This is a genomic window from Mesorhizobium sp. B2-3-13 (assembly GCF_006442195.1).
In the GTDB taxonomy this organism is placed as follows: domain Bacteria; phylum Pseudomonadota; class Alphaproteobacteria; order Rhizobiales; family Rhizobiaceae; genus Mesorhizobium; species Mesorhizobium salmacidum.
This window is the reverse complement of the sequence record NZ_VFVQ01000023.1, coordinates 65,686-85,470: the sequence shown is the minus strand read 5'-3', so window position 1 is coordinate 85,470 and position 19,785 is coordinate 65,686. Positions and strand designations below refer to the sequence as shown.

The window sequence follows — 19,785 nt, the reverse complement described above, 5'->3', positions numbered from 1 at the left end:
TCGCTGGACTGCCTTCCCAAAGAATCTCTTCTCAGACCAATTTCAACTCCCAAAACGCCATATGCGATTCCCCTGCCTTGTGGGGTGAGAGCCCGGTTTGCCGGAGGCAAATTGAAAGGTCCAGTGGACCTTTCAAAGGGCTGGAACGCCCGGAGCCATAGCGAAGGGCCGGGAGGATGAAAGAAACTCCCTTTCGCTTGTGGAGAAGAAACGATCTCGGTCGGATGAGGGGTGTTCCAGGGAACGCCAACGCCCCACTCCGCTGGAACACCCCTCAACCGTCTCGGCGCTGCGCGCCGATCCACCGCCCTGGGCGAGTCACGGGCCTCGCCCGCCCTTCGGGCCCCACAAGGGGAGAAGGAAAAAGGAAAGCGAGACCATCATGCCAAAAAACCTGACCTCCCTCCTAAACAGCTACCTTGCCGACGGCGCGGTGGGTGCCTCGCTGGCCTACGCCAAGGGTGACTCAACGCCGACCGCCCTTACCGCCGGCCTCGCCGACCGCGCGCATGGCACATCGGTCACGCCAGACCAGCTGTTCAAGATCGGCAGCTGCACCAAGACCTTCGTCGCCGCCGCCCTGGTCAAGCTCGCCGAGACCGGCAAGCTCGATCTCGGCGCGCCGATCTCATCCTGGTTCCCGGACCTGCCGGGCGCCGGCGATATTTCAGTGCGCCAGTTGATCAACCACCGCAGCGGCCTGCCGGAGTTCGAATACTACATTCCGATGGACCCGGGCCGGCGGTGGACGCCGCGGCAGCTGGCCGACATCGCCTTTGCCTCCGACAAGCAGAAGGCGCCGGGCGGGCCAGCCGTCTACAACAACACCGGCTATGTCCTGGCCGGCATGGTGATCGAGGCCCTCACCGGCCAGCCGCTGGGCGCCTATGTCAGAAGCGCGATCCTCGAGCGGCTCGGCCTGAAGAACACCTGGTCGCCGGCGACCGAAGCGTTTCCGGAAAAGTCGATGGTGCGCGGCTATTACCACCGGCCGCCGCCGGCGCGGAACGCGCCCACCGACATCGCCTCGGGCGGCGAGATGTGGCGCATGGACGGCGTGCTGCCCTATTCCGACGAGCTGCAGGACTCGTCCGACTCCTTCCCGTTCGGCGCCGCCTATGGCTGCGGCGACATGGTGTCGACGCCATCCGACATGGTGGGTTTCATGCGCGGCCTGTTTTCTGGGAAGCTGTTGTCACCGCCGTTCTTCGCCGAGATGTTCGAACACCGCGTGCCGGCGAGCTTTCCAGGCACCCGCATGCGCGAGACCGGCGCGGGCATGTTCCAGAGCGCCTATGCCGACCGCGCCTTCTACGGCCACCAAGGCAGCATTCCGGGTTATGTCGCCGTCATGCTGCACGATCCCGAGACGGACCTCACCATCGCCATGACCAGCAATGTCGGTTCCGGCAACCGCTTGTCCTTCCAGGCCAGTGGCCTGCACCCGGTGGTCGACCAGGCGATCCGCATCATCCTCGACTGACCGCGTTCAGCCGCCCTGCCCGGACGATGGATCGGGCAGGCCCGGCAGCATCTGGCTCAGCACGCGATCCCGCAAGAAGACGTAATGGAAGATGGCCGCGGCCGCGTGCAGGCCAGCGAGCCACATCATGATATCGCCGAGCGTGCCGTGGATCTCCGCCAGCGGCGCGCCCCAGGTGCCGGAAAACGGACCGATCGCGCCCAACCCATAGACGGTGACCGGGTGGCCGCCGAACAAGGCGCCGACCATGGCTGTCGCCGGAACCGCGAACAGCAGCGCATAGAGCGCCCAATGCGTTGCCTTCGAGGCGACCTCCATCCAGGCAGGCATGGCCGGCGCCTCGGGAATGCGATCGAACCGGCGCCAGGCCAGGCGAATGACCAGCAAGCAGAAAACGGTAAAGCCGAGCGACTCGTGCAGCAGCAGCGTGGACGCCCTGGCCGCTGAATAGACCCGCTCCGGAGGGCCACCCGCCGAGACCAGGAAAGCAATGAGCACCAGCAGTGCCGTCAGCCAATGAAATGCCTGGGCGAGGCGTCCATAGCGGGTTGTCGTGCCGGACAGCGACATGCGAGAGCTCCGAAACAGTTGGACATCTCCCCTCGCCCTCGAATGTGGCCTTATTTCAGCTGTTCGTCAGGCGACATGGGTTTGCTGCGCGAATGGCGGGCATCACCGAGTTCGCCGGCGGCGCGGCCTGACAAGGTTCAGCTCATACTCGTGGAGCGGAAGTTCGCGGCGGCCGCGGCCACGATCTCGGCATTGTCCCTCGCCACCGTTCCATCGCTCAGCGTATTGCCGTCCTCCAGCCCGACCCGTGTCGACCAGCGCTTTTGCCGGGCAAGATCCACGAACGGCCAGACTGTCCCGTCGACGCCGTGCAGCAGGATCTGCCGCCGCACGCCCGCGCGTTCGAGCACGGCGGCGATGCCGCGCGCCTCGTCGAGGGCTGTAGGCAGGTCCGGTATGTCGATCTCGATCAGGATGCGCAGCACCCTGCTACGATCGGCAAGCGCCACGAAGCGCTCCGCATCATCCGTCGTGGCAAGCCCCGCCTCGATGCCGATGCCCTGTTTACGCAACAGTTCCATCACCTCGGGTGCGTCGGGCTCCGAGAGATTGACCGAGGCATAGTCGGGCAGCTCGCGCCAGGCCGCGATCGCCGCGCGGGTCAGCGCCACATCGTTCTCGATCCATGCGCCGGTCGACACACCGATCAATGTACCCGGACAGGCCTGGCGCACGGCAAGCACCGTCATATCCACCGCCGCCAGGCTTTCGCGCCCGTCGGCGCCGCGCGGATGGATGTGCAGTTCGGCGGCACCCGCGGCGACGCAGGAAGCCGCATCGCCGGCCATCGCTTGCGCCGTCAGCGGCAGCCTGGGATGGAAATCGCGCGGGCGCGCGCCGTTGATGCAGGCCTGGACGATCATCGATTTCACCTCGGACAAAAGAGCGCAGTCTAATGCATGCTAATGCATGTCGCCCTGAGGTGCCTCGGTTCCGGGACAACGACATGCATAAAATCAGAAGTTGTAGGCGCGCCGCCAGACCGCGCAAGGCCGCGGCGCCGCCACTCCTGACACGACGTGCCGCCGCCAGCCGCGAGGCATCCGCCGGCATTTGAATAAAAGGCGCTTGTGGATATTTACCTCAAATTGCGCCAGGCCGGCCAAGATACATTAGGGCGGTATCATGGAGGGACCATTGACCAGTGATTTTTCAGCCGCCCGTCTTCATCTCGAACGCGCCTACCACTATCTGCGCGGCAATGACGAGACGAGCCGTTCGACATGCGAGGCCCTCGATCTGTTGATCGAGACGGTGGCGGAAGCACAGCATAGGAAGCCGGAACCCGGGGTGCTGGAATTTCCCCGAGCGGCGGCGCGCCGACACGGCTGAACAAAACCCGCCGCGCTGAGCGGATTCGGGCTACGCGCATCAAGTCTTCACGAATGTCGTTATCCAGGCCGCTTTCGGCGACATGCGAGTTGTCCGTCAGGACGCCTTGCGACTCGATGCGCCGCCCGCCATTTGCCCCGCGCGCGCCACGATCCGCTCCAGCGGTTCGGGCCGGTGCAGCAGGAAGCCCTGGCCGAACTCGACGCCCATATCGCCCAGCATGGCCACTGTGTCCTGCCGCTCGATCTTCTCGGCCACGACGGCGCAACCGAGGCTGCGGGCAATGCTGGCGATGGCCAGCACGATCTCGCGGTCGAAGCGGCTTTCCGTGACGTGCTCGATGAACGAGCCGTCGATCTTGATGGCATCGACCGGAAAGCGCCTGAGATATTCGAACGAGCTCATGCCGGCGCCGAAATCGTCGAGGCTGACCTTGCAGCGCCGCTCGCGCGCCTTGCGCACGAAGGTTTCGGCGGCATCGAAATTGGTGACGGCGGCGGTTTCGGTGATCTCGAAGCCGATGCCCGAATGCGGCGCCCCGGTTTCCTCGATGATGCTGTCGACGAAGTCCCACAGCCCGGGATCGCTCAGCGTCTGCGCCGACAGGTTGAAGCCGAGCGTGATCGCGCCGGATTTCATCGCCGCGCCGTGCCGCGACAGCGCGGTGCGGATGATCCAGCGGTCGAGCCGGGCGGCAACGCCGAAGCGCTCCGCCGCCGGTATGAATTCGCCGGGCGGGATCAGCCGGCCGGTCTTTCCGTCAAGCCGCGCCAGCACCTCGACATGGCGGCTCTCTTCCCAAGGCCTGCCTAGCTGGTGGATCTCCTGGCCGAACAGTTTCAGCCTGCCGTCGTCCATGGCGTCGACCGTGTCGGCGGCGAGCCGTGCGGCATTGAGGCCGCCCGAACCGGAGACGGCATCGGTCGAAAACAGCGCGAAGCGACCGCGCCCGGCGGCCTTGGCCGCGTAGCAGGCATCGTCGGCGCAGGCCAGGGCGTCGGCAACCGTGGTGACACGGTCGCGGACGATGGCGATGCCGATGCTGGCCGCCAGCCGGCGTGACGTCGCGGCAAGGCCGAGATCGGCGTCGCGCACGGCCGCCAGGATGGCGCCGGCCAGCTGTTCGGCTTGCACGGCATCGCAATCGGGCACCATCAGCGCGAACTCGTCGCCGCCGAGCCGCGCCGCGTGCGCCGACGGCGGCAAGCAACGGCCAATACCCGCCGCGACGCTCTTCAGCGCCAGATCGCCCGCGGCATGGCCGGCGAAATCGTTGAGCGCCTTGAAGTAGTCGAGATCGATGTAGAACACCGCCAGAGACGCGCCGGTGGCGATTTGGCCGGCGAGCAGCCTGTCGAAAGCGGTGCGATTCCACAGTCCGGTCAATGCGTCGTGACGGGCGGCGAAGGCCAGTTCCTGTTCGCGCACCTTGTCCTCGGTGATGTCGCGCACCGTGCCGAGAACCAGGCCGGCCGCGCCCGCCGCGGCGACGAAGCGCAGCAGCGATTCGACATGGCGGATCTGGCCGTCGCGCTTGATAATGCGGTATTGCGCGGCGATGACGCCGTCGGTTTCCAGCGGCACCCTGTGCGCGCGTTCGGCGGCGTCCTTGTCGTCGGGATGCAGGTAGCTGTGCCAGAGGTCGGCCGTCACCTCATCGTTCACGGCGACGAGGCCGAATATCTCCCTTGTGCGCGCGTCCCAATAGCTCTTGTTGGTGGCGATGTCGTAGTGCCAGATGCCGCTGCCGCTGGCGGCGAGCGCCAGGCGAAAGCGGATATTGACCTGTTCGAGCGCGGCTTCGGCCGCCTTCTGCTTCGAGATGTCGGTCTGCACGCCCATCAGCCTGAGCGGCTTGCCGTCGGCGTCGCGCTCGACGATGCCGCCGCGGTCGAGCACCCATATCCAATGGCCCTGCTTGTGCTTGAGCCTGAGTTCGGTCTCGATAGCGTCGGTCAGCCCGGCAATGTGGCGGTCGCCGCTGGCCTGCGCCCGTTCCCGGTCGTCGGGATGGGTCAGTTGCAGCCACAGGTCGCTGGTATTGGCGAGTTCGCCCTCCTCGTACCCCAGCATCCGCGCCCAGGTCGCCGAATAGAAGCAGTCGCCGGTGCGAAGATTCCAATCCCAGACGCCAAGATCGGCGCTCTCCAGGGCCTTGGCCCAGAACGCTCCGTTGCGACTTTTCTTGCCGTGACCCGCCATCGTCCGTTTCGCCTGCTCCACCCCACCCGCAATCTGCGGCAAAACCAGAGAAGAAACCGTTACCGGGCAGCGGAGGGGTCGGAATGTCAGACAAACGATGCCCTCTTCGACCGCGGCGGAGGCGCGGCAGCGTTTCCGGCGGAACAGGCAATCATCGACACTGCCGCATTTCATCGACGTCTTCGTGAACAATTCCTTGAGGAAAATGGAAGAATCATATCCGTCAGATACTTGAAAGAGCCTTCCTCCAAGGTGTAACCGGGCAGTAATACTTCGCGTTATAGACAAGATTCGGAAAAATTGGGCAGCTGGCGGGATGTCTTCGATGAGTGCGTGCACCGGGCACAGGGACGGCGATGGCCGCACCCTTGCCGTTCCTGACCTGGACATCGCGACCACCAGGAGCGGCTGGCTGCTGACGGCCATGTGCCTGGCCTACGCCCTGGCCGCGCTTTGCGTCGCGCCGGACCGGTACCTGCACCTGGCCCAATCCTACGTCCAGCCGTTCGCTTTCTTCCTGCCCGCGCTGTTTGCTGCTGGCCTCGGCCTGGTGGCGCTGACATTCTCCAGGCAAAACCCAACCAGGTTCATGCTCGACACGATCAGGCAGCGCTGGCTGGGCGCCGCACCGGTGATCCTGCTGTTCTTTCTCGGTATCACAGCCTTCACCACCTTCAAGATCTCCATCCCGGACTTCGTGCCATTCTACGCCGACGGCATGCTGGCGGAACTTGATCTTGGGTTGCATGGCGCCGACCCCTGGGCATGGGCGCACAGCGTCGTTCCCGAATCCGTCTCGGCCGTCGTTTTCTTGGGCTACGGATACGGTTGGCACGTGCAATGGTTCGGCACTTTGCTGTTCGTCGCCTTCTGGAACAACCCGGCAGGGCGTCTGCGCTATCTCTGGGCGCTGGCGCTGACCACGATCGTGTGCGGCACGGTCCTGGCCACGTTGTTGTCGTCCACGGGTCCGATATTCCACGACCAGTTCTATGGCGGCGACCGATTTGGCGCATTGCGGGATGCTCTGGCGCACAACAGCTATGCCGCGCCGGTTCATACCTATGCCAACCATCTGCTTGCCGCCTTCGAAAGCAAACGGCCGGAACTTGGCGGCGGCATTTCCGCCATGCCGAGCATGCATGTCGCCTTCGCCACGCTCAACGCGTTCTTTCTGAGCGGTTTCGGTCGCCGGTGGGCGTTTGCCAGCTGGTCCTTCACGGCGTTTATCCTGTTCGGTTCGGTCTATACCGGCTGGCACTATGCCGTGGACGGCTACCTTTCCGTCCTTGTCGTGTCCGTGCTGTGGTACCTGGCCGGACGTTTCGTTCTGCCGCGGGCGAGCCGGGACAGCGCCGGGATGGAACTGCCGCTGCCCGAAACGGCATCGCGATGATCAGCCTGTCTGGCTTCGTCCAAGGCAGCAAGAGCCGTTTGCTACGCCCGCATCGCTGATTTCATGGGGTCGACAGGAACTTTCGGACAACGGCCAGGCGGCATTGGCGCCGCCTGGCCGTGCCGGTTACTGGCTCGGCGCCATCGCGTGCTCGCATGACACTTTCGGGTTCATGTCGGCGAACGTGCCGGTCGGGTTGCCTTTCCAGGCCCAGACATGCAGCTCGTAGAATTCACCCAGGCCATAGCGGTTGGGCGCGCTGTTGAAGTTGAACAGCTGTCCCTCGAGCGAAGCCGGCCCCTTCGAGGCGATGTATTCGACCGCCACCAGCCTCAGCGTGCCGTCGGCCATCGGCTCGTACATCACCGCTTCGGGACGGGCGATGTCGATCTTGTCGTCCTTCAGATACCCGCCATTGACATAGTGGATGCCCATGGCGCCGCCGGTGATGCCGCTGGCGCAGGGAATAGGCGCATAGCCTTCCGCCGTCGCGGCGTTGACGTCGAGAAACCGGCTGTTGGCGGCTCGCACCTTCTCGGCCAGCGGACTGGCATCCGGCGCGCCCGCCGCCTCCTGATGCGCCTGGGCAAAGGTCGTGCAGACGGCCAGCATGGCCCCCGCCATGAGAAGCCCGTTGCGAAAGTTTGATTTCATATCCATTCCATTCCTGTTGAAAAAGCACGGCTGGCCGGCCGCCGGCAATACGGCGGCGCGACGGGCAAGCGCCGTGTCTGTTGCTGCTTGGAGATCCCGCGGCGAATGCCGGTCATCCCTTCGGCAGATACGGGATCGTTCCGGCCAGATCGGTGTCGTCGATCAGCTGGAAACGGCTGTCGCTGCCGTCCTGGCGGGCCGAAACGAAAGGGGCATAGGCCGGATCGTTGGTGAAGGCGCGCGCCGCGGCTTCCGACGGGAAAGCCATCAGGGCGATCAGCGTGGTGTCGAGCGGCTTGCCTTCAAGCGTCTTCACATTACCGCTGCGCGACAGATATTTGCCGCCATGCTTGTGGACGAGGTCGTGCACCGAGGCCGCATAGGCCGGCACCCATTTCGGGTCCTTCATCTTGATGTCGGCGATAACGTAAGCAGTCATTTTTCGTCTCCTGGTTGCGGCGCACAGGGGTATCCCGTGCACCGGCCAAAGGGCTCGCATGGCAAGGCCCACGCCAGCCAGTCCGCGATCTGTACTGGGCCGGTACAGTTTCTGTACTCGCCGCCTCAATCGCGAAGGGCTAATGTTCTCCCAAGGTTCGAGGGAGAGGCACAGCCATGACCCAGCACGGATACAAACAGTTCTGCCCGCTATCGATGGCCGCCGAGGTGCTGTGCACCCGCTGGACGATGGTGCTGATGCGCGAGCTCGTGGCGGGGTCGACCCGCTTCAACGACCTGCGCCGCGGCGTGCCGAAAATGTCGCCGACCCTTCTGTCGCAACGGCTGAAGGAGCTTGAGCTGGCGGGGATCGTCGAGCGCAAGGAGGTCCAGGGAGAAAAAGGGATTTTCGATTACCGGCTGACCGAGGCCGGCCGCGATCTGCGTCCGGTCGTCGAGGCGATGGGCTTCTGGGGCCAGAAATGGGTCGAATCCAGGCTGTCCCTGAAGAACCTCGATCCGTCGCTGCTGATGTGGGACATGCGGCGCAACCTGAACCCCTCGCCGCTGCCCGAGGGACGCACGGTGATACAATTTCTGTATCAGGAACTCCCCGCCTCCAAACGCTCCTGGTGGCTGATCATCGAAAAGCACGGTGAAGTCGACCTGTGCTGGTACGATCCGGGCTTCGACGTCGACCTCTATGTCTCGACCGACCTGCACACGATGACGGCGATCTGGATGGGAGTGCTCACCGTCGAAAAGGCCGGCGCGAAGGTCGTCCTGACCGGCGACCAGGCCATCGGCAGGAAGATGCAGACCTGGCTCGGGCTCAGCCCGTTCGCGGTGGAGCCCAAACGCGCGGCGTAGGAGCCGGTGCTGCCGGCAAGCGCGTGGGAGAAGGCCTATCAGGTCGCCCAAAACTGACCTCGGTTTTGGGACAACGACATGCATAAAAACAAAGACCTAAAGCGCGTCGCATGCATCTGTTTCGCCGCGACGCGCTTTAGGCGCGCTTGCCGCCCCTTTCATTTGCGAGGTGATAGGGTTGCACGAGAATTTCGGCGGGAATGTTCCATTCCTTGTTCAGTTTGAAGATCATGTCGAGGGTAAGGGGGCGCTTTCTGTTCAGCACCTCGGTCGCCCGAGGCGACGATCCGATCACCTCGGCCAAAGCCTTTCGCGGCAGGTTGAACAATTGCATGTGCGAATGAATGGCTTCCACGGGATCGGGTGCTTGAATTGGATAGTGCTTATCCTCATAAGCCTCGATCAGAGTTGCGAGAACGTCGAAGCGATCACCGTCGGGTGAGCCGATCTCCGGCTCATTCTCGAAGTATTTGGTGATTTCGGCGATCGCCCAATCGTAATCGGCTTCGGTCTTAACAGGTCGGATGTTCTCCATCACACCTTCTCCGGATCAATCTTGTCATACTCTTTATGTGTCCCGACAAATTTGATCAGGACCCGGTGAAATTTGTAGGCGACGTGGACGATCAACCGGTACTTGTTGCCGCCAATGTCAAAAATGACGCGGTTGTCCCCCACGAAATCGACGGTCGTTCCGAATGCATCCTTGATGTCGGCCGGAGCCTTCCAATCGGCACTTCCGACAGCAATATACCAGGCTGTCAAAGGCGCTTCGGCCTGATGGTGCTTGGCCCAAAAGTCCTTCAGCGCTTTCTTGGCGATGATTTGCACGGCTCCCAATATAGCGAATTCCCAAATCGGGAACAAGGGCAATTCCCAATTTGGGAAGAGCTGCGCCTAGACACGACATTTTGACCTCAATCAAGCTTCCCCTCCGGCAGTTGTCAGGAAACGGGTGGCGAGGCCGGCTTTTGGCGGCTTCAATAGACTATGTTCATCACCCTGGCCAAACATCTGCAACCCGCGCCGCTGCCGGTGGCCCACGATCCGCGCTGGGCGCGCATCGTGGCACGCGACAAGTCGGCCGACGGCGCATTCTGGTATTCGGTGGCGACGACCGGCGTCTATTGCCGACCGTCCTGTCCGTCGCGGCGCGCCAACCCCGCCAATGTCCAATTGCACGACACTTTACGGGCGGCGAAGGCGACAGGCTTTCGCCCATGCCGGCGCTGCAATCCGGACGGCCCTTCGCTCGAGGCCGCCAACGCCGCGATGGTCGCCGATGCCTGCCGCAGGATCGAGGCGAGCGAGGCGGAACCGTCGCTCGCCGAACTGGCTGATGCCGCCGGCCGCAGCCCCGGCTATTTCCACCGCGTTTTCAAGGCAGTCACCGGGCTGACGCCGAAAGACTATGCAGCGGCCCAGCGTGCCGCCCGGGTCCGCCAGGGCCTGGAAGATGGCGCCAGCGTGACATCGGCGATCTACGATGCCGGCTTCAATTCGTCCGGGCGTTTCTACGAAAAATCGACCGGCATGCTCGGCATGACGCCGACGCGCTACCGTGCCGGCGGCGCCAATGAGGAGATCCGTTTCGCCGTCGGCGAAACGTCACTGGGCACCATCCTGGTCGCCTCGAGCCGCAACGGCGTCGCCTCGATCCTGCTTGGCCAGGATCCCGACGCGCTGGTGCGCGACCTGCAGGACCGTTTCCCCAAGGCACGGCTGGTCGGCGGCGACAGCGACTACGAGGCGCTCGTCGCCCGCGTCGTCGGCTTCGTCGAGGCGCCGGCGCTCGGTCTCGACCTGCCGCTCGACGTGCGCGGCACCGCGTTCCAGCAGCGCGTCTGGCAGGCCTTGCGGGACATCCCGGCCGGCCGCACCGTCTCCTACGCCGAGATCGCGCGGCGTATCGGCGCGCCGAAGGCGACCCGCGCCATCGCCGCCGCTTGTGCGGCCAACACCCTTGCGGTCGCTATTCCCTGCCACCGCGTGATCAGGAAGAACGGCGCCCTGTCGGGCTATGCCTGGGGCGCGGAGCGCAAACGCGCGCTGCTCGACCGCGAAGCCGGCCGGCCTTCGCGGGCTTGACGAGGATTCGGCAATGCGCGCGATGGCCAGGTCTGCCACCACCGGTGCGAACAGCCAGATCGCTAACGGCGCTGCCGTCAGTAGAGAGGATGCGAAGACGCTGGTGATGGCCGCCATGGGAGAGCTGGTCGAGGATGGCAAGGCCGAGTGGGGCCGCACGGCGAGCGGTGAGTTCGAGCTGCGGTTGATGACCGGCGAAGTGTTCGTGCTCGGCGAAGTGTCCGTCACGCGTGTCGCTTAGATACACTTAGCGCTCTACTCGGCGGTCGTGGTGAGCGCTCGTGAGCTGAGACTTCAATTTGAAAGCAAGCATCGGAGTGAGCGGCAGCGGCCAGATCGCTAGGGTGCAGGCACAACAAGGAGTGAAGGCAATGAACCACATGCAAACCCATATGCCGGCGACAGCCGCCGACGTAGCCCTCGACACCATCACCTATGCCATCGGCCAGTGCGCGCTTGGAAACATCCTCGTGGCGCGCAGCCCCGTGGGCGTCTGCGCCATCCTGATCGGTTTCGACACCATTACGCTGGAACAGGACCTCGCCGACCGCTTCCCCGGCAGGGTGCTGCTCGAAGACGAGGCCGGCTTGCGCGACGATCTCGCGGCGACAATTCGCTTTATCGAAACGCCCGGCGCCGGTCTCGATCTGCCGCTCGACATGCGTCACGGCACGCCCTTCCAGCAGCGCGTGTGGGCGGTGCTGCGCACGATCCCGTGCGGCGCCACCACCACCTACACCGCCCTTGCCCGGCGCCTCGGCATGCCGGACGGCGCCCGCGCCGTGGCGACGGCCTGTGCCGCCAACGCCATAGCGCTCGGCATTCCCTGCCACCGCGTGCTGCGCGCCGACGGCTCGCTGTCCGGCTACCGCTGGGGGATCGAACGCAAGCGCGCCTTGCTGGAAAGGGAGGCCGCGATATGAACGCCGACGCCAGGGTTGCACCATCGCTGGTCGAAGCCGCCGAGACACGCATGACCGCCTATGACTGGCCGGCACTCACGGCCGAGCTCGACGGCTTCGGCTGCGCGGTGATGGAAAAGCTGCTGTCCTCGCAAGAGTGCCGGCAGCTCGCCGGCCTCTACCCCCAGGAGCAGCATTTCCGCAGCCACATTCACATGGCCAGGCATGGCTTCGGCAAGGGCGAATACCGTTATTTCCGCTATCCCTTGCCCGATCTCGTCGGCGGCCTGCGCGGCGCGCTCTATCCGAGGCTGGCCGAGGTCGCCAACCGGTGGAACGAGCGCATGGGGATCGCCATGCGCTACCCCAGCACGCATGCAGCGTTTCTCGAACAGTGCCATGCCGCCGGTCAGGTCAGGCCGACGCCGCTCTTGCTGCAATATGTGCCCGGCGACTTCAACTGCCTGCACCAGGACCTCTACGGCGACCTCGCCTTCCCGCTGCAGGTGGCGATCCTGCTTTCCGAGCCCGGCGAGGATTTCACCGGCGGCGAATTCGCACTGACCGAACAGCGGCCGCGCATGCAGAGCCGGGTCGAAGTGGTGCCCTTGCGCCAGGGCGACGCGGTGGCTTTCGCCGTCCACAACCGGCCGGTGCAGGGAACCAAAGGCAATTACCGCGTCAACCTGCGCCACGGCGTCAGCCGCCTGCGCTCAGGCATGCGCCACACGGTCGGCATCATTTTTCACGATGCGAAATGAGCGCCGGCTCATGCTCCCAATAGGGAGGATCGCCGAAAGCGTCGCGCAGCCATGCGGTTAGCGCGCGCAGTTTGGCGGATCCGCGCCGATCCTCGGGCCAGGCGATATAGATGGTGGCTCCTTCAGGCTCCGCAGCCACATCGACGACCGTCAATCGCTTGTCGGCGATCTCGGTGCGGGTGAAGTAGGCGGGGAGCAGCGCCAGGCCCAGGCCGGCAAGCGCGGCGTCGCGCATCAAAATCCCATTGTTGACGCGCAGCGCGGTTTCCGGGCGGATCGTCACCAGCCGCCGCGAAATCTTGAACCGCCAGTCGGCGGCACCTCGGAAGGAATAGATGATGCCCTTGTGCCGTTTCAAGTCTTCGATCGTCCCGGGCCGTCCGAACCGCTCGAGATAGTCCGGCGAAGCCACCAGAGAGCGGCGGCTGGAAGCCAGTTTCTTGATGATGACAGGCCCGTCATCGACGACCGGCCCGTGACGCAGGATGGCGTCATAGCCATTGGCCACTATGCTGACGAAGCGGTCATCGAGATCGAGCGTCAGTTCAATCCCCGGATGCTTGGCCAGGAAGCCATACAGCGCCGGGCCGAGATGCAGGATGCCGAAACTGGTCGGCGCCGCTATCCTGAGCGGACCGGCAAGTTCGCCCCGGCGCTCGGCGATTTCGGCGCTGGCATCGGCCACTTCCTGCATGATGCGCTTGGCGCGTTCGTAAAAACCGCGCCCCGCCTCGGTGATCGACAATTTGCGCGTCGTGCGGTCGAGCAGCTTCGTGCCGAGGCTGCGCTCAAGTTCCGACAGCCGCTCGCTGACGACCGATTTCGACAGCGCCATGCGCCGGGCCGCTTCGGTGATCGAACCGGATTCCGCGACGGCGACGAAGGCGGCGGCGGATTCGAGCTTCAGCATTGTTCGGCTTTCCCGAATTCACAATCAGGCGACCGTCGCCTAACGAAATCAAGGACATGGTGTCATAGTTGGCGAAGCCGCGATATGGCGGCGACAAACAAAATCTCGTCGGGAGTACAGTATGTTTCGTCCTTTGGTCATCGTCCTTGGTCTGTTGGCAATGAGTGTTCCAGCATCGGCTCGCGTGGTCCCCTTTCCTGCCGGTTTCAAGACGCGGACGATAGAGACCAACGGCACCAGCCTGCATGTCCGCGTCGGCGGAAAAGGCCCTGCGGTCGTGCTGCTGCACGGTTTTGCGGATACGGGAGACATGTGGGGAGCGGCAGCGATAAAGTTGATGAAAGACCACACGGTGATCGTGCCGGACCTGCGCGGCATGGGCCTTTCGGCGCACCCCGACGATGGCTACACCAAGAAGAACCAGGCCGTCGACATCGCCGGCGTGATGGAGGCGCTGAAGATCGACAAGGCCGATCTGGTGACGCACGACATCGGCAATATGGTCGGCTACGCGCTTGTCGCCCAGTATCCGAAGCGCATAACGAAATGGGTGGTGATCGACGCGCCGTTGCCCGGTATTGGCGACTGGGAGAAGATCAAGCAAAGCCCACTTCTGTGGCACTTCAACTTCCGCGGCCCCGACATGGAACGGCTGGTGGCGGGCCGCGAGCGCATCTATCTCGACCGCTTCTACAATGAGCTGTCGGCCGATCCCAAGAAGATCGACGAGGCGACGCGCGCCCACTACGCCAAGCTCTACGCCCGGCCGCATGCCATGCACGACGCCTTCGAGCAGTTCAAGGCATTCGACCAGGATGCGATCGACAATCAGGCGATGCTCACCACGGGCGGCAAGCTGACTATGCCGGTCCTCGCGGTTGGCGGGGAAAAGTCGGCCGGTACGACTCAGGCCGATGTTCTCCGGCTTGTGGCGACCAATGTGACGGGCGGGATTGTGCCGGCCTCCGGTCACTGGATCATGGAAGAAAACCCGGACGCCACCGTCAAGCTGATCACGGATTTCCTCGCCAAGTAACAGCACGGCTTCAGCGACCACCGCACTCGGTGAAGTAGGCAGGAAACGATACCGGCGAGAAGACCAGGATAGATCCATTACCCCTCCGCGTTTGCCATCTCCAGGATCCACGGGCAGGCATGATAGTCGCTGATGCTGTCGATTACCCCGCCCGTGGCGCCGATCCGCACCAGATAGGCCTGCCGCCACCCCTCGCCATATTGCCTGTCGACGACCAGCACGATCTCCCCTTCGAACGCGCCTGGCCGGATGCGCCAGGGCAGTTCGCTGCGCTCATATTCGACGAAGTAGGGCGAGGCCGAGAGCAGGCCACCGTAGCAGTCCGAAACCTGCAGGCGCGCATCGGCGCTGGTCAGCGCGCGCACGCCGTCCCAGTCCCTGGCGTTGAAGAGCGCGACATAGCGGTCGAGCAGCCGCTCCAGTTCGGGATCGTGTGGCGGCGCCGCGATCGGTTGCGCTGATAAGGCGGCGAGCTTGGCGCGGCCGCGATTGAGCGCCGACTTGACGCCGCCCGATGTCGAACCGACGAGGTCGGCGATCTCCTCCAGCGAATGGTCGAAGACATCCTTGAGCAGCACGCAGGCGCGCTCCTTCGGTGGCAGATGCACGACCAGCCGCTCGATGGCGCGGCCGGCCCCCGGACCGGCCGGCTCGACCGGCAGCACGATGTCGTCGCCGGCATAGAAGGCTTCGGCCGCGTGCCGCGTGCGGCGATTGCGGATGAGGTCGATGCAGCGGTTGTGCGCGATGCGGAAAAGCCACGGCCGTAGCGCCTGCGCGTCGTCGAGCAGCTCGATCTTGCGATAGGCCTCGAACAGCGCCTCCTGCATGATGTCCTCGCCATCCAGCGCCGAGCCGGTCATGCGCGCGCAATAGCGATGCAGCCTGGCGCGCAGATGCGAAACCGTCTCCAGGAACGCGGCATAGCGCAGGTCGAACACGCGGTCGGGCTCAGGCCAGGCCCGCATGCCTTGCGTCGTGTCGAGGGATTTGCGGATTTGCTGGTTCATCGCGGCACATAGATCAGGGTCACCACACCATTGTCGAAACGATGCGTGCCGACAAGATCGAGGTTGATGGAACCAACATCGTCGAAGGCGCGCTTGCCGTGCCCCACCCATGTCGGCACGATCGACAGATGATACTCGTCCACCAGCCCCGCGGAAAGCAAGGTGCGGTCGAGCTGCGACACGCCATATTTCAGGATGTCGCCGCCCGGCTGGCGTTTCAGCGCCGCGAGCGCCTCGGCGACGTCGCCGTTGATGAGCGCGGCATTCCACGACACCGTCTTCAGCGTCGTCGAGGCGACCAGCTTCTTCAGGCCGTTGATGCGGTCCATGTAGGGACCCTTGATCCCGGGCCAGCGCGCGAAGAACATCTCGTAGGTGACGCGGCCAAGCAGGAAGAACTCGACGTCCGAAAGCGCTTGCAAGGCATGGTCTACATTCTCTCCGACGAAGAATGGCAAGGCCCACGTCATCGGCGCCTCGATGACGCCATCCAGCGAGACGAAACTCGACACGATCAGCCGCCGCATGCTCACGCCGCCTTTTCGCTGGTCTTCTCACCCGCAGCCGGCAGCCCCAGTCTCGGCCGCACCCAGGCGGCGAAGCGGACAATGGCGTCATCGGCCTCCGGCGCCCGCCCGGCCATCATCTGGAAGGAGTGCAGCATGCCGTCGAAGAGGTCGAGCCGCGTCTCGACGCCTGCCTGTCTCGCCCGCTCGGCGAACATGCGGCTTTCGTCGACCAGCGTCTCGTCGGCGCCGGCCTGCAGGAAGACGGGTGGAAAGCCGGAGAGATCAGCGTAGAGCGGGCTGACCTCGGGATCGCGCCGATCGGCATCGCCGATGAAATTGGCCGCCAGCCAGTCGACGGCTTCCTTGGCGAAGGCCGGATCTTTTTCGCGGTTGGTCTGATAGCTGGCGGCGGTCAGCGCCATGTCGAACCAGCCGGAGATGATCAGCGTGGCGACGGGCAGCGGCCGCCCCTGCGCACGCAGCCGCTGCAGGACGCCATAGGTCAGCACCGCGCCGCAGGAGTCGCCGGCGATCACGATCCGCCCGGGGTCGAAGCCCTGGTCGACGAGCCAGTTCCAGGCCGATATCGCGGCCTCGAGCTGGGCCGGATGCTTGGCTTGATGCGCCAGCGGATAGTCGTAGAGCAGCGCCCGGCAGCCGACGGCCTTGGCGAGATGGCCGACCAGCTTGCGGTGGGTGTAGATCGAGCCGCCGATGAAGCCGCCGCCATGCGCATAAAACAGCACCCGCTGCTCGTCGGCGCCTTTCGGCACGACCCACATCGCCGGCACGCCGCCGGCATCGATCTCGATATAGTCGACGCCGCGCGGCTCGCCGGTCAGCGCCGTCCAGTGGATATCGTTGTGGTCGATGATCGCCTGCGGGCTGGTCAGCTTGCCCGCATTGGCCGCCATAACAGCGTAATGGTTTCTGTTTGCCTCGCTCTCGATGCTCGCCATGATATTCTCCTCGGGTTGCGGATCGCGGAAGACGCGACCTTCGGAAGGCAGAGACGTACGGGCAGACAAAAAGGATACGTGACGGTGGGTGCTTTTTTGCGGACGCACTCAGCCTCCAAACATTGCGGCATACCGCCGGGCGAATTCGACGAACGGCGTCGGCCGCACGCCGAACATCTCATGCGTCGCCAGATGCACACGCGATTTCGGCCGGCGAAGCCGCTCCGCCAATTGCTCGTCCAGTGCGTCGGCGAAGTCGGCGGGGACACCGGCGGCCAGCAGATTGCGCCGGCGCTCCCGCGGGCTGATATCGACGTAGCGGACCGGCTTGCCGATCGCCTGCGATATCCGCGCCGCGATGTCGCTCATCGTCAGCGCCTCGGGTCCGGTCATGTCGAGGCTCTCTCCTTCGTGGCCACCGTCGCACAGCAGCCGGACGGCGACCTTGGCGATATCCTCGACATCGACCGGCGACAGTTCGGTGTCGCCAAGCGCCAGATAGAAGGTGCCTTCGGTGGCGATGGTCGGCGCGTCGCGCAAATAGACCTGCATGAACTGGCTGGGGCGAAGGTGGGTCCAGGCCATCCCGGCCGCTTCGAGATAGCGCTCGATTTCCTCATGCATGCGCGTGAAGCGGAACTTCGTCGCGTCGTAGCCGATGTTGGATTCGGCGCCGGAAAACTTCACCACATGCGCGACGCCGGCCTGCCCGCAGGCGTCGATGAAACGACACTGCGTCTCGACCATGTCTTCGGCCGCGGTCGAAATCATCAGCACGCGATCGATGCCATTAAGTGCGGCACCAAGCGTGTCCGCCCGGCGCATATCGCCCTCGATCAGGTCGATGCCGGCAAGTCCGCCGAGCCCCGCCGCCGATGCCCGGTCCAGATCGCGAACCAGCGCCCTCACTTGATGCTTCTGCCGCGCGAATTCGCGCACGATTGCCTTGCCGTTCAGGCCGGTGGCGCCTGTCACCAGGATCATGGTCTGTCTCTCCATTCAGATTGATGGGGCCGCCCTTGCGACGACCGCACCTTGAAGACGAAGAGAAGCGGGCAAAGGATTCCGGCCAAACGTCTTTTTTGTCGGCGCGAGGCCTGTGCGCCGATCAGCCTGCCGGCGCGTAGCGGCTGACCACCATGCCGCAGGCATAGGCCTTCGAGCCGAGCAGCCGCAGGTTCCGGAACCCACCTTGGTCGAAGATGCGACGGCCGGCGCCCAGCACGGCAGGATTGACGAACAGCTGGAACTCGTCGACCAGCCCGGCCGCGATCAGCGCCGACGCAAAGCCGGCGCCGCCGAAGGCGGCCATGTCGCCGCCGTCGCCCGCCTTCAGCGCGTTGACCTCTCGCGGCAGGTCGCCGCTCACCACTGTCGTGCGCTCCCAACGCGAGGCTTCGAGCCTGTCGCTCGGCACCACCTTGCGCGCGTCGACGATGCGCTGGGCGAAGGCATGGAACGGATCGGCCGGATATTTCCTCGCCGCACGGCCCCAATGGGTGAGGTAACCTTCCTCGGCCATCTTGCGGCTGAGCAGGATGGTGTCGATGCCGGCAAACACGGCGTTGAAGTCACGCTTCAACTCCTCGTCCCAGCCGATGTCGTCGCCCCATCCCCAGAGTTGCCAGGGATGGTCGGCATCGCCGCCGACGAAACCGTCGACCGACATTTGCATCTGAAGAATCAGCTTTTTCATCGGGTTCTCCTCGTTTCCGGATTCCAGGCAGGAAGGATCACGCCGCGCTTTGCGAACGGGCAAAGGCTTGTGCCCAACTCTCGAAAGTGGTCGGCGTGGCGTTGCGGATTGACGGTGCTTCAAGCGCCCATCGTTCGCCCTTGTTGAAACTCGCCGCAGTTTCGCCGAGCGCATCGGCAAAGCTCGGTGACAGGCCGTTGGCGATCATCCCGGCGCGCGCCTCGGTGAATGGAGCCGCCTTGTAAGTGACCTGCCTCCCCATCGCGCTGCCCAGGATCGCGGTGGCCTGCTCGAACGTATAATAGCCGCCGCCATGCAATTCGATGATCCGCTCGCTTGGAAAACGCGTGGCGTCCAGCAGGGCGGCGGCGCGCTGGCCGACATCGCTGGCGGCAATCAAAGGGATCGGCAGATCGCCCCGAAACGGCGTCATGAAGATGCCGGAAGCGGCCTGCTGGACAAAGCCCATGCCCTTGGCGAAGTTCTCCATGAAGAACGAAGCGCGCAAAAACACCAGTTCGTCGAGGCCGAGCGCCGCCAGCCGTTCCTCCATCAAGACGGCGCCGAGCGAAGTTCCCATCCTGAGATGGGCGTTGAGGCCGCTGAGCAGCACGACGCGGCGCACGCCTGACTTCGCGATCGCCGCCGCCAGCCGCGCGCCGACTTCATCTTCGAAGCGATGAAGATCCGGCGCCGTGACGTCGAACGGAATCATTACATAGGCGCTGTCGGCACCGGAAAAGGCGGAGGCGAGCGCGTCGCTATCGTCAAGCGCGACACCCAGGCCGCGCGCCACGCCGCGCACAATATGTCCCCGCCCGGTCAGGACCTGGGCGACCGCCTTGCCAACCTCGTTGGTGGCCCCGATGACCACGACGGTTCTTGGCGTGCTGATTTTCCCGACGGCCTGGCTCATGACGTCCTCCTGCTGGCCAAGTTGCGATCTAACGATTTACTTTTGAAAGCATT

At 64.4% G+C, this 19,785-nt stretch carries 23 protein-coding genes; 9 read left to right on the top strand and 14 right to left on the bottom strand.

Annotated elements, in window-relative coordinates:
* Positions 1-382: 382 nt before the first annotated feature.
* Entirely contained in the window at positions 383-1,483 is a 1,101-nt protein-coding gene (locus FJ941_RS24175) for a serine hydrolase domain-containing protein (RefSeq protein WP_140509551.1), read from the top strand.
* A 6-nt stretch (positions 1,484-1,489) separates the two neighbouring features.
* Here the strand turns inward: FJ941_RS24175 and FJ941_RS24170 are convergent, their stop codons facing one another.
* Both FJ941_RS24170 and FJ941_RS24165 read right to left on the bottom strand, forming a co-directional pair.
* Positions 1,490-2,053, bottom strand: coding sequence for a cytochrome b (locus FJ941_RS24170; RefSeq protein WP_140509549.1), 564 nt, complete (start codon positions 2,051-2,053; stop codon positions 1,490-1,492).
* 137 nt (positions 2,054-2,190) lie between these two features.
* Positions 2,191-2,916, bottom strand: a complete 726-nt coding sequence (locus tag FJ941_RS24165; protein WP_140509548.1) for a 3-keto-5-aminohexanoate cleavage protein — start codon at positions 2,914-2,916, stop codon at positions 2,191-2,193.
* A 274-nt stretch (positions 2,917-3,190) separates the two neighbouring features.
* Here FJ941_RS24165 and FJ941_RS24160 point away from each other — a divergent pair, with 274 nt between their 5' ends.
* A complete protein-coding gene (locus tag FJ941_RS24160) occupies positions 3,191-3,385 on the top strand; it encodes a hypothetical protein (protein ID WP_181166682.1) in 195 nt (64 codons plus the stop codon).
* Between the two features lie 96 nt (positions 3,386-3,481).
* Here FJ941_RS24160 and FJ941_RS24155 read toward each other — a convergent pair whose 3' ends face one another.
* Positions 3,482-5,587, bottom strand: coding sequence for an EAL domain-containing protein (locus FJ941_RS24155; RefSeq protein WP_140509544.1), 2,106 nt, complete (start codon positions 5,585-5,587; stop codon positions 3,482-3,484).
* Positions 5,588-5,912: 325 nt separating this feature from the next.
* On the opposite strand from FJ941_RS24155, the gene FJ941_RS24150 reads away from it, so the two are divergent.
* Positions 5,913-6,983, top strand: a complete 1,071-nt coding sequence (locus tag FJ941_RS24150; RefSeq protein WP_140509542.1) for a phosphatase PAP2 family protein — start codon at positions 5,913-5,915, stop codon at positions 6,981-6,983.
* A 126-nt stretch (positions 6,984-7,109) separates the two neighbouring features.
* Here FJ941_RS24150 and FJ941_RS24145 read toward each other — a convergent pair whose 3' ends face one another.
* A complete protein-coding gene (locus tag FJ941_RS24145) occupies positions 7,110-7,643 on the bottom strand; it encodes a hypothetical protein (protein ID WP_181169934.1) in 534 nt (177 codons plus the stop codon).
* A gap of 106 nt (positions 7,644-7,749) precedes the next feature.
* The gene (locus tag FJ941_RS24140; protein ID WP_140509541.1) at positions 7,750-8,076 is read right to left on the bottom strand and encodes a DUF1330 domain-containing protein; all 327 of its coding nucleotides are present in this window, start codon (positions 8,074-8,076) and stop codon (positions 7,750-7,752) included.
* A gap of 176 nt (positions 8,077-8,252) precedes the next feature.
* Between FJ941_RS24140 and FJ941_RS24135 the strand changes: the two genes are divergently transcribed.
* Positions 8,253-8,945, top strand: coding sequence for a helix-turn-helix domain-containing protein (locus FJ941_RS24135; protein WP_140509538.1), 693 nt, complete (start codon positions 8,253-8,255; stop codon positions 8,943-8,945).
* A gap of 136 nt (positions 8,946-9,081) precedes the next feature.
* Here FJ941_RS24135 and FJ941_RS24130 read toward each other — a convergent pair whose 3' ends face one another.
* On the bottom strand, positions 9,082-9,480 hold the full coding sequence (locus FJ941_RS24130) for a type II toxin-antitoxin system HigA family antitoxin (RefSeq protein ID WP_140509536.1): 399 nt from the start codon (positions 9,478-9,480) through the stop codon (positions 9,082-9,084).
* Positions 9,480-9,776: a type II toxin-antitoxin system HigB family toxin gene (locus FJ941_RS24125; RefSeq protein WP_140509559.1), complete on the bottom strand. Its 297-nt coding sequence runs from the start codon at positions 9,774-9,776 to the stop codon at positions 9,480-9,482. Before FJ941_RS24125 ends, FJ941_RS24130 begins: the two co-directional genes overlap by 1 nt.
* A 159-nt stretch (positions 9,777-9,935) precedes the next feature.
* On the opposite strand from FJ941_RS24125, the gene ada reads away from it, so the two are divergent.
* The 4 genes from ada (at position 9,936) to FJ941_RS24105 (ending at position 12,696) form a co-directional block, all read left to right on the top strand.
* Complete coding sequence (gene ada, locus FJ941_RS24120) at positions 9,936-11,033, top strand: bifunctional DNA-binding transcriptional regulator/O6-methylguanine-DNA methyltransferase Ada (protein WP_140509535.1); 1,098 nt, start codon at positions 9,936-9,938, stop codon at positions 11,031-11,033.
* Positions 11,034-11,055: 22 nt separating this feature from the next.
* Positions 11,056-11,274 (top strand): hypothetical protein, encoded by a 219-nt coding sequence (locus FJ941_RS24115; protein WP_246673971.1) that lies wholly within the window; start codon positions 11,056-11,058, stop codon positions 11,272-11,274.
* 130 nt (positions 11,275-11,404) lie between these two features.
* Positions 11,405-11,956 (top strand): methylated-DNA--[protein]-cysteine S-methyltransferase, encoded by a 552-nt coding sequence (locus FJ941_RS24110; RefSeq protein ID WP_140509531.1) that lies wholly within the window; start codon positions 11,405-11,407, stop codon positions 11,954-11,956.
* Positions 11,953-12,696, top strand: coding sequence for a 2OG-Fe(II) oxygenase (locus tag FJ941_RS24105; RefSeq protein WP_140509530.1), 744 nt, complete (start codon positions 11,953-11,955; stop codon positions 12,694-12,696). Before FJ941_RS24110 ends, FJ941_RS24105 begins: the two co-directional genes overlap by 4 nt.
* Here the strand turns inward: FJ941_RS24105 and FJ941_RS24100 are convergent.
* Positions 12,674-13,606: a LysR family transcriptional regulator gene (locus tag FJ941_RS24100; protein ID WP_140509528.1), complete on the bottom strand. Its 933-nt coding sequence runs from the start codon at positions 13,604-13,606 to the stop codon at positions 12,674-12,676. The genes FJ941_RS24105 and FJ941_RS24100 overlap by 23 nt on opposite strands.
* Before the next feature lie 121 nt (positions 13,607-13,727).
* On the opposite strand from FJ941_RS24100, the gene FJ941_RS24095 reads away from it, so the two are divergent.
* Positions 13,728-14,642: an alpha/beta hydrolase gene (locus FJ941_RS24095; protein WP_140509527.1), complete on the top strand. Its 915-nt coding sequence runs from the start codon at positions 13,728-13,730 to the stop codon at positions 14,640-14,642.
* 77 nt (positions 14,643-14,719) lie between these two features.
* Here the strand turns inward: FJ941_RS24095 and FJ941_RS24090 are convergent, their stop codons facing one another.
* The 6 genes from FJ941_RS24090 to FJ941_RS24065 form a co-directional block, all read right to left on the bottom strand.
* Positions 14,720-15,652, bottom strand: a complete 933-nt coding sequence (locus FJ941_RS24090; protein WP_140509525.1) for a sigma-70 family RNA polymerase sigma factor — start codon at positions 15,650-15,652, stop codon at positions 14,720-14,722.
* Complete coding sequence (locus FJ941_RS24085; protein ID WP_140509523.1) at positions 15,649-16,179, bottom strand: dihydrofolate reductase family protein; 531 nt, start codon at positions 16,177-16,179, stop codon at positions 15,649-15,651. The genes FJ941_RS24090 and FJ941_RS24085 overlap by 4 nt, the downstream gene beginning before the upstream one ends.
* A 2-nt stretch (positions 16,180-16,181) precedes the next feature.
* Positions 16,182-17,120, bottom strand: coding sequence for an alpha/beta hydrolase (locus tag FJ941_RS24080; RefSeq protein WP_140509521.1), 939 nt, complete (start codon positions 17,118-17,120; stop codon positions 16,182-16,184).
* A 108-nt stretch (positions 17,121-17,228) separates the two neighbouring features.
* Positions 17,229-18,104 carry an SDR family oxidoreductase gene (locus FJ941_RS24075; protein ID WP_140509519.1) on the bottom strand — a complete coding sequence of 292 codons (876 nt, stop codon included), beginning with the start codon at positions 18,102-18,104 and terminating at the stop codon, positions 17,229-17,231.
* Positions 18,105-18,228: 124 nt separating this feature from the next.
* Positions 18,229-18,816: a dihydrofolate reductase family protein gene (locus tag FJ941_RS24070; RefSeq protein ID WP_140509517.1), complete on the bottom strand. Its 588-nt coding sequence runs from the start codon at positions 18,814-18,816 to the stop codon at positions 18,229-18,231.
* A 37-nt stretch (positions 18,817-18,853) separates the two neighbouring features.
* Positions 18,854-19,732: an NmrA family NAD(P)-binding protein gene (locus tag FJ941_RS24065; protein ID WP_140509515.1), complete on the bottom strand. Its 879-nt coding sequence runs from the start codon at positions 19,730-19,732 to the stop codon at positions 18,854-18,856.
* Between the last annotated feature and the right edge of the window lie 53 nt (positions 19,733-19,785).